At 37.6% G+C, this 14,836-nt stretch carries 14 protein-coding genes; 3 read left to right on the plus strand and 11 right to left on the minus strand.

Features of this window, described 5'->3' with window-relative positions; translation table 11 throughout:
- Position 1 precedes the first annotated feature (1 nt).
- The 6 genes from CHB66_RS05780 to CHB66_RS05805 form a co-directional block, all read right to left on the minus strand.
- Positions 2-1,780 carry a sodium:solute symporter family protein gene (locus tag CHB66_RS05780; RefSeq protein ID WP_089238914.1) on the minus strand — a complete coding sequence of 593 codons (1,779 nt, stop codon included), beginning with the start codon at positions 1,778-1,780 and terminating at the stop codon, positions 2-4.
- A gap of 322 nt (positions 1,781-2,102) precedes the next feature.
- Complete coding sequence (locus tag CHB66_RS05785) at positions 2,103-4,010, minus strand: beta-N-acetylhexosaminidase (RefSeq protein ID WP_089238916.1); 1,908 nt, start codon at positions 4,008-4,010, stop codon at positions 2,103-2,105.
- A 15-nt stretch (positions 4,011-4,025) separates the two neighbouring features.
- Entirely contained in the window at positions 4,026-4,934 is a 909-nt protein-coding gene (locus tag CHB66_RS05790) for a hydroxypyruvate isomerase family protein (protein ID WP_089238918.1), read from the minus strand.
- Between the two features lie 3 nt (positions 4,935-4,937).
- Complete coding sequence (locus tag CHB66_RS05795) at positions 4,938-6,242, minus strand: Gfo/Idh/MocA family protein (RefSeq protein WP_089238920.1); 1,305 nt, start codon at positions 6,240-6,242, stop codon at positions 4,938-4,940.
- A 31-nt stretch (positions 6,243-6,273) separates the two neighbouring features.
- Positions 6,274-7,263 (minus strand): formylglycine-generating enzyme family protein, encoded by a 990-nt coding sequence (locus CHB66_RS05800; protein ID WP_089239014.1) that lies wholly within the window; start codon positions 7,261-7,263, stop codon positions 6,274-6,276.
- Between the two features lie 315 nt (positions 7,264-7,578).
- Entirely contained in the window at positions 7,579-8,994 is a 1,416-nt protein-coding gene (locus tag CHB66_RS05805) for an arylsulfatase (protein ID WP_089238922.1), read from the minus strand.
- Positions 8,995-9,199: 205 nt separating this feature from the next.
- Here CHB66_RS05805 and CHB66_RS05810 point away from each other — a divergent pair, with 205 nt between their 5' ends.
- The 3 genes from CHB66_RS05810 to CHB66_RS05820 all read left to right on the plus strand — a co-directional run bounded on the left by CHB66_RS05810 (position 9,200) and on the right by CHB66_RS05820 (position 11,377).
- Positions 9,200-9,556: a septal ring lytic transglycosylase RlpA family protein gene (locus CHB66_RS05810; RefSeq protein WP_089238924.1), complete on the plus strand. Its 357-nt coding sequence runs from the start codon at positions 9,200-9,202 to the stop codon at positions 9,554-9,556.
- Positions 9,557-9,584: 28 nt separating this feature from the next.
- Positions 9,585-10,907: a DEAD/DEAH box helicase gene (locus CHB66_RS05815; protein WP_089238926.1), complete on the plus strand. Its 1,323-nt coding sequence runs from the start codon at positions 9,585-9,587 to the stop codon at positions 10,905-10,907.
- A gap of 80 nt (positions 10,908-10,987) precedes the next feature.
- Complete coding sequence (locus tag CHB66_RS05820; protein WP_089238928.1) at positions 10,988-11,377, plus strand: DUF302 domain-containing protein; 390 nt, start codon at positions 10,988-10,990, stop codon at positions 11,375-11,377.
- Positions 11,378-11,585: 208 nt separating this feature from the next.
- On the opposite strand, the gene fahA is transcribed toward CHB66_RS05820, so the two are convergent.
- From fahA to CHB66_RS05845, 5 genes are all read right to left on the minus strand, one after another.
- The gene (fahA, locus tag CHB66_RS05825; RefSeq protein WP_089238930.1) at positions 11,586-12,833 is read right to left on the minus strand and encodes a fumarylacetoacetase; all 1,248 of its coding nucleotides are present in this window, start codon (positions 12,831-12,833) and stop codon (positions 11,586-11,588) included.
- 153 nt (positions 12,834-12,986) lie between these two features.
- Positions 12,987-13,127: a DUF2256 domain-containing protein gene (locus CHB66_RS05830; protein ID WP_089238932.1), complete on the minus strand. Its 141-nt coding sequence runs from the start codon at positions 13,125-13,127 to the stop codon at positions 12,987-12,989.
- A 192-nt stretch (positions 13,128-13,319) separates the two neighbouring features.
- Positions 13,320-13,658: a nucleotide pyrophosphohydrolase gene (locus CHB66_RS05835; protein WP_170932445.1), complete on the minus strand. Its 339-nt coding sequence runs from the start codon at positions 13,656-13,658 to the stop codon at positions 13,320-13,322.
- The gene (gene dtd, locus CHB66_RS05840; RefSeq protein ID WP_089238934.1) at positions 13,658-14,110 is read right to left on the minus strand and encodes a D-aminoacyl-tRNA deacylase; all 453 of its coding nucleotides are present in this window, start codon (positions 14,108-14,110) and stop codon (positions 13,658-13,660) included. Before dtd ends, CHB66_RS05835 begins: the two co-directional genes overlap by 1 nt.
- A 9-nt stretch (positions 14,111-14,119) precedes the next feature.
- Positions 14,120-14,836 (minus strand): Rossmann-fold NAD(P)-binding domain-containing protein, encoded by a 717-nt coding sequence (locus CHB66_RS05845; RefSeq protein WP_089238936.1) that lies wholly within the window; start codon positions 14,834-14,836, stop codon positions 14,120-14,122.

Raw genomic sequence — 14,836 nt, forward strand, 5'->3', positions numbered from 1 at the left:
CTTATTCTTTTTTATCTATCAATCTATATACAAGCGCAAACGCAACAATAGCTAGCATAAATAGCCCTGCGCCAGACGTATAACTTTTCAATACTACTTTCCCAATAGCTATAAGTAATGCATAAATAGCAATCACTCCGATGGCAAAAGAGAACAAGGCTTTTTGAAATCCAAACAAGGTTGGATCTGCATCAGCGGCTTCTTGTGAAGTCATTTGAGACCTAATCTTCGCCCATCCCCTTCCAGGCACTTTAGTGATTTTCAAAAAATTAATCAATACTGATTTACTTGTAGGAGAACTCAAGTAAGCCACCATTACCCATGAAAATGTAGTAATTGCAACCCCAACTATCAACTCAATATGGGTTTCTACAGACTCAAAATAATACTGATGAACAAATGCAAAATATAAAGCTACCATAAATGACACTACCATGGCTGTCAGCTCACTAGCTGCATTGATTCTCCACCAATACCATCTGAGGATATAAAGCAATCCTGTACCTGCTCCGATCTGTAAGAGAATACTGAAGCTTTGAAGTGCATTCTCCAACTGCAGAGCCATATACCCACCGAGTAACATGATCAGAACTGTTGCAATTCTTCCAACATTGACCAATGTCTTTTGAGAACTTTTAGGGTTGATAAATCTTTTATAGAAATCATTTACCACATAGGAAGCTCCCCAGTTCAGATGCGTAGAAAGTGTAGACATATATGCCGCTACCAATGAGGTAACCACCAAGCCCATCAAACCCACAGGTAAAAAAGATAACATAGCTGGATAAGCGATGTCGTCTTTGATGATCTGAGCAGAAGCGTTTGGAAATGCCGTCTGAATATCGTCCAAAGAAGGGAAAACGATGATGGAAGCTAATGCCACAATGATCCATGGCCAAGGTCTAATGGCATAATGAACAATATTGAAAAGCAAAACTGATGAAAAGGCATGCTTTTCATTTTTGGCGGCTAGCATCCTTTGGACAACATACCCCCCTCCTCCCGGCTCTGCACCAGGGTACCATACAGACCACCATTGGACAAAAAGCGGGATAAAAAATATCACAACCGCTATTTCCATATTTCCAAAATCAGGAAGTATATGAAGCTTACTACTTACATCAGGGTGATTGATCAAATTATCCATACCACCTACCGCTGGATGAGAAACTGCAATGTAAGCAGCAGCTATTGCTCCGCCTAAGGAGAGCCCAAACTGTAAGAAATCTGTCAAGACCACACCCCGCAAGCCTCCAAGGGAACTATAAATCACGGTGACGATGCCAGCTATCAACAATGTCTGCAACGGACTAATTCCTAGCAAAATTCCTCCAATTTTGATAGCTGCAAGTGAGACAGAGGCAATAATCACCACATTAAAAAATATCCCCAAATAAATGGCTCTAAATCCTCTCAAAAATGCTGCAAGCTTACCACTATACCTCAATTCATAGAATTCTATATCAGTCAAAACTCCCGATCGCTTCCAAAGCTTAGCAAAGAAAAAGACTGTTAGCATACCAGTAAGTAAAAAACTCCACCATACCCAATTACCAGCCACTCCATTTGTCCTGACTATATCTGTTACTAAGTTGGGGGTATCTGTAGAGAAAGTCGTAGCAACCATGGATATCCCAAGTAACCACCAGGACATGTTACCTCCAGCATTAAAATATTCTTCTTGACTCTTAGATGCCTTTTTAGCTGTATATAACCCTATCCCTAGTGATACTGCAAAAAAGCCAATAAGTATGATCCAGTCAATCCCTTGTAACAGCATGCTATATAGAAAATTTTACTTCAAATACTTTGTTCATAATTTCTCAAACTCAATTGATAAATCATTAAAATCTAATTTTTCGTTTTCTTGACTTCTTAATCACTATCTTAAATCACCTTAATCCCAACCTATAATTAATAAGCTATCGGAATATTTCGAAATATAAAAACTTTCATTATTATATAAAACGAAAATAAATTAATTTTCATTTTATTTTCACATTTCAAATGAAATCAAAATGTTATCTTTCGAGTTACCAGATAAAAAAATACCATGAAAAACATTGGTTTTCCATGGTATTCATAGTCAATACATATTCATGCTATTCAATCTCTACGGTGTATATACCACTTTCTCTGTTAGATGGAGTTACAATGATATATTTCAATTTCAATGGCTCTTGCCCTTCCCCATGAACAGGCATCAAGAAAGGACCTCTATATAGATGAGCTGTTCTATCTGCCTTGTGACCATCAAACGAATAATATATTTTGCTACCGGCTACACTACTTGTCAATATCACTTCCTTTTTACCATCTTTTTGACTAACAGCTACTACCGCTTCAGGTATTCTGAAATTAACTTTTTGATAATCAAGTTCAGCCAAGTGTTTAGGCATTCGAACCTTTGCAAAGGAGTTATAATCCTTTTTATCTTTCGCCATCCAAGCCACTTCTGACAGCGCTAGCAATCTTGGGAAAACCATATATTGCATCTTTTCAAACGACGGAACATATTCCGTCCACATGTTAGCCTGTACTCCTAGGATATGCTTTTGTTGCTCAGAAGTAAGATCTTCTGGCCTTGGATGATAGCTGTAGACCTTCTCCAACGGCAAGTAGCAACAAATAAAGAGTGGCTCATCAGCCTGCTTGCCTTGACCATGATCTATATACATATGACTATTAGGTGTCATGATGACATCATGCCCCATCTTGGCAGCTGCAATTCCCCCGGCCTCACCCCTCCAACTCATCACTGTTGCATTGGGAGCCAAGCCTCCTTCGAGGATTTCATCCCAACCAATCAAGTTTCTACCGTTTTTATTTAGAAACTTTTCAATTCTCTTGATAAAATAACTTTGAAGTTCATGTTCATCTTTGAGCTTATTTTTTTTGATAACCTTTTGAGCAATCTCAGAAGTTTTCCAGTGATCCTTAGGCACCTCATCACCTCCTATATGAATATATTTACTTGGAAAAATAGCCATCACCTCTGTCAAGACATCTTCTAGGAACTTAAAGGTCTCTTCTTTTGGACCGAAAATATTATAATGAATCCCCCAATATCCTGGTACATAGGGTAAAATTTCATTGTTATAAGACTGACCATTCTCTCGCTTAGCAGCAATATTTCCTTTTGAAACTACACCATTGACCACATCAAAACTTCCAAATTCAGGGTAAGCAGCAAGTACAGCAGAACTATGTCCTGGAAGTTCGATCTCAGGAATAACAGTTATTTTTCTTTCAGTAGCATAGCGTACCAATTCTCTTGCTTCATCTTGGGTATAAAAGCCACCATGTCTTACCCCATCATATATAAATGGCTTGAAATTGCCGTATTGCCCAATAATCGTTGAGTCTCTCCAAGCCGCTATTTGTGTTAGCTTGGGGTATTTTTTGATTTCCAACCTCCAGCCTTGATCATCAGTCAAGTGCCAATGCAGCCTATTCAATTTAAAATGGGACATCAAATCCACAATTTGTTTCATCTCATCTAAGGTTCTAAAATGACGACTCACATCGATCATCAATCCCCTATAACCATACTCAGGCTGATCCTTGATCTGGACTAATGGAATATGTAATTCATTGCCTCTTTGTTCAATCAATTGAATGAGCGTTTGAAATGCATAAAAAATACCCGCATCACCTCCTTTAACCTCAATCTCATTAGCTTTAACTAAGAGGCTGTAAGCTTCATTCTCCATGTTTGAATCATGACTCACTTTGATTTTGGTGTGAACCTGTGCTTGAGAAGATATACTCGTACTTACCCCAAACCTTTTATTGATATAAGTGTTGAATAGCATCGCTGAACCTCTCTGAGCATCATTTTCAGCATACAATTGAGTTTTGTCTTTTAATACAAATGTCCCTTCTCCAATTGTCACCTCCGAAGGATAAGGAACTAAAGCCAATTCATGCTTACTTTGAGCATTTATCAATTGACTGAAAATGAGACCAAAGGTAAGGAAGCAAAGTTTTTTAAAATTTATTAGATTCATAGTTTTTTGGGATTATTAATTAAATTTATCTGAGTCCTTATAAGCTTGAATAAGCTTTTTTTCTCCTGCTTCTCCATCTACCGAAAGCCCATGCTCCATACCGATAATTCCACGGTAGCCTTTGCTATATAGATGTTTGAATAAATTTAGGTAATTGATTTCTCCAGTGCCTGGCTCTTTTCTACCCGGGTTATCCCCTACTTGTATATAAGCAATTTCAGTCCAGCATTTGTCTATGTTTGCTAATAAATCACCTTCATTTCTTTGCATGTGGTACGCATCGTACAGGATTTTACAAGCAGGACTTCCCACTGCCTTACATATCGAATAAGTCTGATCCGAATATCTTAAAAATAATTCTGGAGTATCACTCAATGGCTCTAATACCATAGTAAGACCATGGGGTTCAAATATATCAGAAGCCTTTTTGAGAACTTCAATCACATGAGCAGTTTGAATACCGATTGGAAGATTCCTTTCGTAAAACCCAGGAACCACCGTCATCCATTTAGCTCCAGTTCTTTTGGCAACCTCTACAGCTTTTTTACAAGTAGCTAAAAAATTATCCGAAAACTCCTGCTTCCCTGTTGTCAATGATTTCTTCCAATTGTCCCCTCCATCGATCACAAAAACCCCCATCTTCATATCTCGTCGCTCTAAGGCTTTGGCAATTTTGTTTTGATCTTCTATTGATCTTCCCATCATGCCATTATCTTCTAGAGCCCTGAAACCATGCTCAGCCATGAAATCAATCTGAGCTATCAGATCACCGCCCGCAGTATGACGGAACATCCCAAAATGTGGCGCATAAATATGATTAAATTTATGCTCTGAATTAGCTCCATACACATTGCTTCCAAAAGGATATATGGCTGTGAGAGCAGTCGCTAAACTCGCCCTTTCAATAAACTTTCTTCTTTCCATAGTTTATATCACTTTGGTTTTCCCTGGTAAAGCAAATGGATAATATCCTGCATCATCTGGCAGAACTTGAGGATTGGATTTCCAATCAAGCCTTGCTGGCATAAGGCTTATCTCTGACTGCAAAGCCTCATCCCATTGTACTACCTTACCAGAATATGTAGCATTCCTCCCCAATATTGCTGTCATAGTACTCTTAGCTGCATGTTCTGCATCTTGGTATTTAAACTCCCCATCCACAATGGCTTTGAATAACATATCATGCTCTTTTTGGTAAGGATTTTTATTACCTTTCCCGTCATGATTGTAAAGCACATTTCCATTTCTATCCCATAGCTGACCCTTATTTCCAGCATTTAAATAAGCCCTACCATTAGTTCCTTGAAAAGTTTCGTCTACTCTATTGTGGGCACCTGGAAAATGTCTACACTCACCCAAAATAACTGTTCCGTCCTCGTAAGTATAAGTCACTGAATGGTGATCAAATATTTCTCCGTGCTCCTTCCCATTCCTAATAAATCGACCTCCAGTACCTTCAGCTTTAATGGGATAAGCACCTTTTATCCAGTTGACCACATCTAAATTATGGACATGCTGCTCTACAATATGATCTCCACAAAGCCAATTGAAATAGTACCAATTTCTCATTTGGTACTCCATTTCTGTCATCCCAGCTTCTCTTTGCTTGACCCAAACACCCGCATCATTCCAATAAACTTGCCCTGAAACGATATCACCAATGGCTCCATCGTGAATTCGCTTGATGGTTTCTACATAGCTATCTTGATATCTTCTTTGGAGCCCTACGACTACATTTAGCTTTTTCTCACTTGCTTCTTTTGCTGCATCTAGGACTTTCCTGATTCCCACTGCATCCGTGGCTACAGGCTTTTCCATAAATACTTGTTTATTTTGCCGAATAGCTTCCTGAAAATGATCAGGTCTAAAGCCAGGAGGCGCTGCCAAGATGACCACATCTGCTTCTTTAATGGCATCTTTGTAGGCATCGAAGCCTACGAATTTTTTATCCTCAGGAACTTCAACTTTATCCTTCCCATATTTATCAAATATAGGTTTGTAGCTTCCTTCCAACCTGTCACGAAAAGCATCTGCCATTGCTACTAATTTGATATTGTAGCCAGTCTCGAATGCTTGAAAAACAGCTCCTGTTCCCCTGCCCCCGCAACCTATCAATGCTATTTTAATCGCATCATCTCCTGATGCAAAAGCTTTTGGTAAGGAAAAAGGACTAATCATGGCGCCTCCTGCAATCAATGCAGAGGTCTTGATAAAGTTTCTTCTATGGTTCATTATTAGTGTATTATTGGCTTATAAATATTTTTTAATAATCTGCGATTGGCTCTTGGTTGTAATAGGTATGTATTTCTTCTTCAGTGGGAGGTATTAGTGGTCTTACTACTCGCATCCCTACGAATGGAGCTTCTGGAAACCACCATTGACTTTTAGGAATTTGAGGATCTAATTGCTTCCATACAGGATCTGAAGCAAAGCGCTTTCCTGATCTCAGTTCACTGGCATCACTTTCATAATGACCACCCCTCAATACTTGTGGGTATAGTTCCTGCGACCTTTCAACTGGATTTTTTAATATTCTTTGAGATTCCTTATAGGGGGCATAATGATCATATGTCCACTCCATGACATTACCGAGCATGTCATAAAGCCCCCATGGGTTTGGTTTTTTTGAGCCAACTGGCTTTGTTTCTTCTTGGCTATTTGATTCATACACTGCATACTCGGTAAGCTCTTCTGGGTCATTTCCGAAAAAGTAAGCACTCTGCGAGCCAGCACGTGCCGCATATTCCCACTCTGCTTCAGTAGGTAGTCTGTAGAAAATTCCTGTTTTCAGATATAGCCACTTACAAAACTGAATCGCTCCATATTGGGTCATGGCTAAAGCAGGCTTATTTTCTTTTCCCATCCCGAATGTCATGTCCAAATAAGGCATACTTGGTCTACTGAGTCCATCTACTTGTTGGGCTATTGCTTTGGTACTGACAGCTTTTTCATAATCCTTATCTAAAAAAAGCTCAAAAAGATCCCAAGTTACTTCATGCGCACCCATCCAAAAAGCATCTATTGAAACCCTTCTTTGTGGAGATTCATCTTCCACGTGACCAGATTCATCAGCTGATGTCCCCATCAAAAACTCTCCAGCAGGAATTGGTACCATTTCAAAAGACAAGCTTGTATGTGGTATTTCTTGTTGATAAGGTTCAAAGGATTGATTTTGAGTTTTTGAATCAATCTGAACGATCAAAAAAAGAACAAGTATTGTTAATGCAATCTTATATTTATTTAATATTTTCATATTTTCTCTGATTGGAGATTTATAATTTGAGCTTAATTTATAAATCAATTATCCCTTAGCCCAATTTTTTTGTAAACTTCCCCAAATAAACAATGAATAAGGTAGTTTATAGTCCATAAAAAGGGGTAAGATCATCCGTAATAATGAAAACATACTTCTTTTTTCATATATCCACTTTGATACTGATAGCCAATCAAAATACTGTTGTTTGAATCAATAATAGCACGGATAACTACTCGACTAATAACAAATAGTGACTATCCGCAAGAATATATGTGCTAAATATGCATACTGTTTTCACTTCGGATATACATTTTATTTATTACCAAAATTGAATAAGCTACTAGAAGTTCTTACTTTATCCATCAATCTAGTTAAACCTGCCGCTTTTTTTGTGAATTTATCAGCTAGATCAATTTGCTCAGAAGGGTCATTTTTCACATTGTATAATTCGACTTTATTAGTAGGGTTTTTACCAACTTCTAATCTTACGACCTTCCAGTCACCTTTTAATAAAGCTTGTTTGCCACCAAATTCATGAAACTCCCAATACAAATATTTATGTTTCCTTTGCTTACTTTTCCCAAGCAAAGTTGGCAAGAAAGAAATACCATCTCTTGTATCATCTTTATTTCCAACCACATCTCCTAGCGTATTATAAACATCCCAAAATGAAGCTCTATGATCCGTAGTACTATTTTGCTCTATTTTATTAGGCCATCTCATGATTAAGGGGACTTTGATTCCTCCATCATAAAGATCGCGTTTCACCCCCCGATATTGACCACTACTCTGAAAATAATCCACATCCTCCATTCTTCTTCCACCTTCTATATGTGTTCCGTTATCAGAAGTGAATATCAAAATAGTGTTATCAGCTATTCCTTTACTTTCTAGTGCCCCCATAACTTGACCTACATAATCATCTAGACTTTTAACCAAAGCTGCATATGCAGCTTTGGGGTATTCTTGCTGACCATAATGTTTACCATCAGGCCAGGCTATTTCATTTGGGAAAACACTTTGACCATTTTCATTCACAAAATCTTTAAAATAACGATCAGGAACCAAAAGCTCTGCATGCGGAATTGTATAAGACAAATAAATAAAAAATGGCTCTTCATTACTTGATGTTTCAATGTAATTGATTGCTCCTTCTGTAAACCAATCATTTGCATAAATACCTTCAGGAACTTTCACCCTATCCAAAGTATTATTTAAAAAGAGGTCAAGAGAATCGGGCTTTTGAAAATGAGCAGAAATATGATGCAAATGACCTAAAAAATAATCCCAGCCTCTTTTTTCTGGACTACCTTCTGTTCCTTTCAAGCCTAAACCCCACTTCCCAAACATTAAATTCCTATATCCATTTTCTTTAAGCATTTCAGGAAGAATCTTCAAGTCAGATTCTAAAGGAAACTCACCATTTCCTCTAACCCTAGTATTTCCAGTGTGTTGACCTGTCATTAAGCTAGCTCTTGAAGGAGCACAAACTGTACTACCGGCATAAAAATCATTAAATACCATGCCTTGCTTAGCTAGATTAGACAAGTTTGGAGTTTGAATAATGGCCTGACCATACGGCCCTATATCACCAATTCCCAGATCATCAGCCATAATCAGGATAATATTAGGCTTTTCATTCTGTCCATAGACTTTGGGTTCTTGAAATACTAGAACCAAAACAAAAAAGATAAATGTGAAATGAATTGTTATTATTTCTCTCTTCATAATTAATATTCTACTAAAATTAGATAGCAATATAAAAAACCTCATCACTATTATGAAACGAAATGAAATTATTTTTAATATTTTAAAAAGAAATCGAAATTATTAAAACTAAAATTATTGAAAAATCTAATCAACTCTTAATCTCTATAAAAACCACAATCACTCAATCGGCACTGTCTTTGAATAAATCATCTAAAAAACTACCATGCAGAAATTTTTCATTTCAACTCTATTTTCATTAATAATTTTTGTAGTAAGCTGTAGCCCAAAAGTCACCCAGACTGGCAAAGCCTCCTACTACCATGACAAATTTCATGGCAGGACTACAGCAAATGGGGAAATTTACAGAAAAGGCAAACTGACAGCAGCACATAGAACACTACCATTTGGCACCAAAGTAAAAGTGATCAATCAAACTAATGGAAAAAGGGTAAAGGTTAGAATCAATGATCGAGGCCCATTCGCGGGAGGAAGAATCATCGACCTATCTAAGAAGGCCGCAAAGAGGATAAATATGATGGATGCAGGAGTCACAGATGTGAAAATCAAATACAAAAAATAAAGCTGAAAGAATCCTTTAACTTTGTAAAATGAACGATAGCAAAAAAATCATCAAAACTGTTTTAGAGCAATTGGGCTTCGATGCACTCAAGGAAATCCAGACGCAAACCATCAGTACTTTTCAAAATCACAAAGACCTCCTGCTACTCGCACCAACAGGCTCAGGGAAAACACTCGCATTTTTGATCCCTTTTCTTCAAATAATAGACACACAAAAAGAAGGTATACAAGGCCTTATCATTGTCCCGACTAGAGAACTCGCTTTGCAAATCGAGCAGGTGTTCAAATCCCTTAAGAGCCCATTCAAAGTAACTACTTGCTACGGAGGACATGAAATGCGCATAGAACGCAACTCCCTCAAAACTACGCCTAGCTTGGTGATCGGAACACCCGGAAGATTGATAGATCATATCGCACAAGGAAATATGGATTTGAAAGGTTGTGAGTTGGTCATCCTCGACGAGTTTGACAAATCTCTAGAACTAGGTTTTGAAGATCAGATCAGAAAAATCTTCTATGCCTTATCCAAGCATCAAAGACATATCTTGACCTCTGCCACCAACTTGGACAGACTTCCTGACTTCCTCCCTTTTGAGCAGCCAGTATCATTGAATTATATAGGCGAAACTGAAAAGAACCTTCTGAAACAAAAGGTGGTCAAAACAACCACTAAAGAAAAAACAGAGACACTGTTAAGCTTGGTGTCTACATTTGAAGGAGAGCCTTGTATTGTTTTTTGCAATCACCGTGAGGCTGTCAATAGGCTGAGTATCTTTTTCAAGGATTTTGATTTTCCACATGCTATCCTTCATGGTGGCATAGATCAAATCGACAGAGAAATCAATCTGATCAAATTCAGAACAGGTTCTGCTAATATTCTTCTAGCCACAGACCTCGCTTCACGAGGCTTAGACATTCCTGAGATCAAACATGTCATCCATTATCAATTGCCACAGCAAGAGGATGCCTATATTCATCGAAATGGCAGAACTGCTCGAATGAATGCTTCTGGAGTAAGTTACCTCATGATGACAGATGATGAATATCTACCAAAATACATCTCAGAAAAGGTAGAAGAGGTCATTCCACCACTTGAAGCTTTGCCTCCGGTTCAGCCTGTTTATGAATGCCTTTTTATCAGTGCAGGAAAAAGAGAGAAAATCAGCAAGGGGGATATCGTAGGGCTCTTGACCAAAAAAGGAAAAATCAAAGGTGATGATATCGGCCAAATATTCGTGCTAGACAAAGCCTCCTATGTGGCCGTCAAAAGACCATGCATCAAATCATTACTTTCTAAAGTAAGCCAAGAAAAGCTCAAAAAAGTTAAGGTTCGGATAGCAGTGGCAAATTAGTATGCCTCTATGTAACCTTTCTCACAGGCTATTGACTGATGATTATTTAAATTACCACTATTAAAATAAACCATGAAACCATGAAATACTATAATTCAAAATCAGTCAATGCATCCAATATTATAGAAGTTAGAACCCAAGTAGAGTCTGCTTTAAAAGAGGAAGGTTTCGGTATTCTTACTGAAATTGACATTCAAGCCACCATGAAGAAAAAGCTAGATAAAGCTTACCCTCCATATTTGATTCTTGGTGCATGCAATCCAGTTTTTGCAGATAAGGTGCTACAAGCTGAGCCACACATTGGGGTTTTATTACCCTGTAATGTAATCATTCGGGAAGTAGGTGCCCAAAAATTCGAAGTATCAGCCATGGACCCTGCTGCTGCTATGGTAGCTGTTGAAAATGCAGCCATCGAACCATTGGCTTCAGAGGTTAGACAGAGGTTAGAAAATGTCCTGAATAGTCTCTAGGGCAAAGTCTTAATCGTTCAAGTAAAATAATAAAAGCTAGATGATTTTTCATCTAGCTTTTATTATAATATGATTGTTATCCACTTTCATACCAGTGGAACATTCAGTGTGGTTTAAAACCTATGTTTTCAAGCCAATCCCAATAAACCGGGGCAAGTTATTCATTGATATCCTAATATTCACAGGCTAAGATTGAAAATTATCACGTTCAATTTGCTGGCAATACTTTTGCACTGACTTCGCCAAAACCTACACGAATACCATCTTTCTCACTGTAGCCCTTCATGATGACAGTATCTCCATCTTCAATAAACTTCCGCTCCTCTCCTCCTGCAAGCTGAACAGGTTTGGTACCTTTCCAGGCAAGTTCCAACATAGAGCCATAGCTATCTTCTGTAGGACCTGAGATAGTTCCAGAAGCATACATATCCCCTACATTGATATTACATCCATTCACTGTATGATGTGCCAATTGCTGAGCAATATTCCAATACATGTGTTTGTAATTGGAAGTACATACCTTCGTAGCCTCTTTTTCTTCTGGCTGTATATATACTTCCAAGTTGATATCAAAAGCATGTTCCTTTTCACATTTCAAATAAGGAAGTACTTCGGGATCTTGTTTGGGACCAGCCAATCTCACAAAGTCTAATGCCTCTAATGTCACTATCCACGGAGAAATGCTTGAAGCAAAGTTTTTACCCAAAAATGGTCCCAAAGGAACATATTCCCATGCCTGGATATCACGAGCTGACCAATCATTGAATAAAACAAAACCAAAAATATAATCTTCCGCTTCTTCGGTATTGATATTTTCTCCCATCTTGGTTGGCTTTCCTGTGATGAAGGCCAACTCCAATTCAAAGTCTAGTCTTCTTGTGGGGCCAAATGCTGGGCTTTCCATATCTGGATCTTTGAATTGACCTTTAGGTCTTGTAATAGGGATACCTGAGGGAATGATTGAAGATGCCCTTCCATGATAGCCAACTGGCAAATGCTTCCAATTTGGGAGAAGTGCATTGTTAGGATCTCTAAACATGGTTCCCACGTTGGTCGCATGCTCCATGCTACTATAAAAATCTGTATAATCTCCAATTTTCACAGGAAGAAGCATTGTGGCTTCTTTTCTGCTTACCATAGCTTTTCCTCTACATTGATGCTCTCGGAGATCTTCTTTTTCTTCTAGCAACAACTCTTGAACTCTTTCTCTAACCTTTCTTGTGACTGGTTTTCCCAAAGCAATGAAATCATTAAGAGAGTTCCTAAGAAAGATATCATTAGGTAATTGTGTGATGTCAGAGAAAAATCCTTCATCATGTAAAACTGAAAGATCAACGATCTTATCACCAATAGCAATACCTGCTCTAGCTGAGATTCTCTTGGTTTCAAAAACTCCAAAAGGAAGGTTGTAAATTGTAAAATCTGAATTTTTGGGTACTTGAACCCAGGTAGTCATGGGTTTATGATTCTGATTACTCATCTTCAAAAGTTTATTGATGCGCAAAGTTAAGATTTAATACCATAAGTTAAAAAGCTGTTCTCCTTCTTATTCCACTTTGTCAGAAAATGACTAAAAAAAACCTCTATCTGACTTCATCAATAGAACATGTCAACTAATTTTTGATCTGTTTCCTTGACAGCGTTTTGAGCAGTACTTCACCTCATCCCAATTTTTTTCCCACTTTTTCCTCCATGTAAAAGGACGCTGACACACTGGGCAGGTTTTTGTAGGTAAATGACTCTTTTTCATGTAATTTCAACTATGTAAATAAAAAAGAGTTTTATGAATTTATTCTATATGGTTATCTAGTTTCACACAAGTACTATAAAAAATACTATATAAAGTTTATTTTAATCATCTGTGCTGTGATTACTGTTAACGATCATCCGCCTAGTAATACTAAAGATATTCACGTATAAGTATAAATACGGACTATTATATTTACTTAAGCTTCTCGTTATTTTTGTGTCGATCTTTATCTCTAATGTTCTTTTTCTCAAAGTTTTTTTCCAAAGCCTTTGTCAAATCAATTCCTGTTTGATTGGCTAAGCAGATCAAAACCCATAGGACATCAGCCATCTCATCTGCCAAATCCTTCCCTTCATCAGAGTCTTTAAATGATTGTTCCCCATATTTTCTAGCCATGATTCTAGCTAACTCTCCTACCTCTTCCATCAATATGGCCGTATTGGTCAATTCATTAAAATACCTCACACCAACAGTCTTGATCCACTGATCCACTGCTTCTTGTGCCTCTGCAATAGTAATTTGATTTTCCATCATACTCTGTTCTTAGTATCTATTTGTATCGTCACTGGCCCATCATTGATCAGCGATACTTTCATATCCGCTCCAAACTCACCTGTTTGAATGGGTTTGCCAAGCAGAGATGTTAAAGCTGCAATAACCTTTTCATAAAGTGGAATAGCGATATCAGGCTTAGCAGCTTTGATATAAGAAGGTCTATTTCCTTTTTTAGTACTGGCATGGAGGGTAAATTGAGAAATCAATAAAATATCTCCCTCACAATCTAGCAGACTTTTATTCATTACTCCATCTTCATCTGGAAATATTCTGAGATTGACAATCTTATGACTTAACCATTCGATATCTTCTTGGCCATCTGCATCTTCTATACCCAGCAAAACCATAAGGCCTTGTCCAATTTCACTTTTTATCTTACCATTTATCTTAACTGATGATTCTGAAACTCTCTGAATAACTGCAATCATAATATAGCTTTAAAAGTCTTGTATTTCTGAAGATGGGACAACTTGAACTTTAACTTGCTTTGGTTCATTAGCATGATGAATCATTGCTTTTGCTACCTGATAGTCACGTATAGGTCGATACTTCTTGAGTAACTTGAACCAAACCAATGGCTTCATTAGTATTTTAGCAACTTCCTCTCCAAACCTAAATTCCGACCTTGTTCCAAGCAAAATGGAAGGTTGAATAATCCCTAAATAATCAAACGAAAATACCTTTAAATCTTCCTCTGTCTCACCTTTGACTTTGCTATAGAAAACATTTGACATAGGATCTGCTCCCAAAGAACTGACATAAATCAATTTAGTTGCTCCTAGCTTTTTTACCCAGTTAGCAAAACTAATAACTAAATCATGGTCAACTTGATAAAATTTCTCTTTAGAGCCGGCAGCCTTAATAGTTGTGCCTAGGGAGCAAAAAGCATGAATCTCTACGACTCTTTCATTGATTGCTGCTACTAGAGGGAAATAAATACCTCCAATATCCTCCTCCCTTAATTTGTCCTCAATGACCCAGTTTTTCAAACCTGCTAAATCTCCAGAAATCTGAACCAATTTTTCATGTTTCAATGCCAACTTTCGTCTCGCTACTGAAATAATGTAATCGTATTGATCTCCTTTAATCAATTGATGCAGAAGTTGCATCCCGATCAAGCCTGATGTTCCTGAAATAATGGCTATTTTTTTCAT

The organism is Belliella buryatensis, from assembly GCF_900188245.1.
GTDB classification, from domain to species: domain Bacteria; phylum Bacteroidota; class Bacteroidia; order Cytophagales; family Cyclobacteriaceae; genus Belliella; species Belliella buryatensis.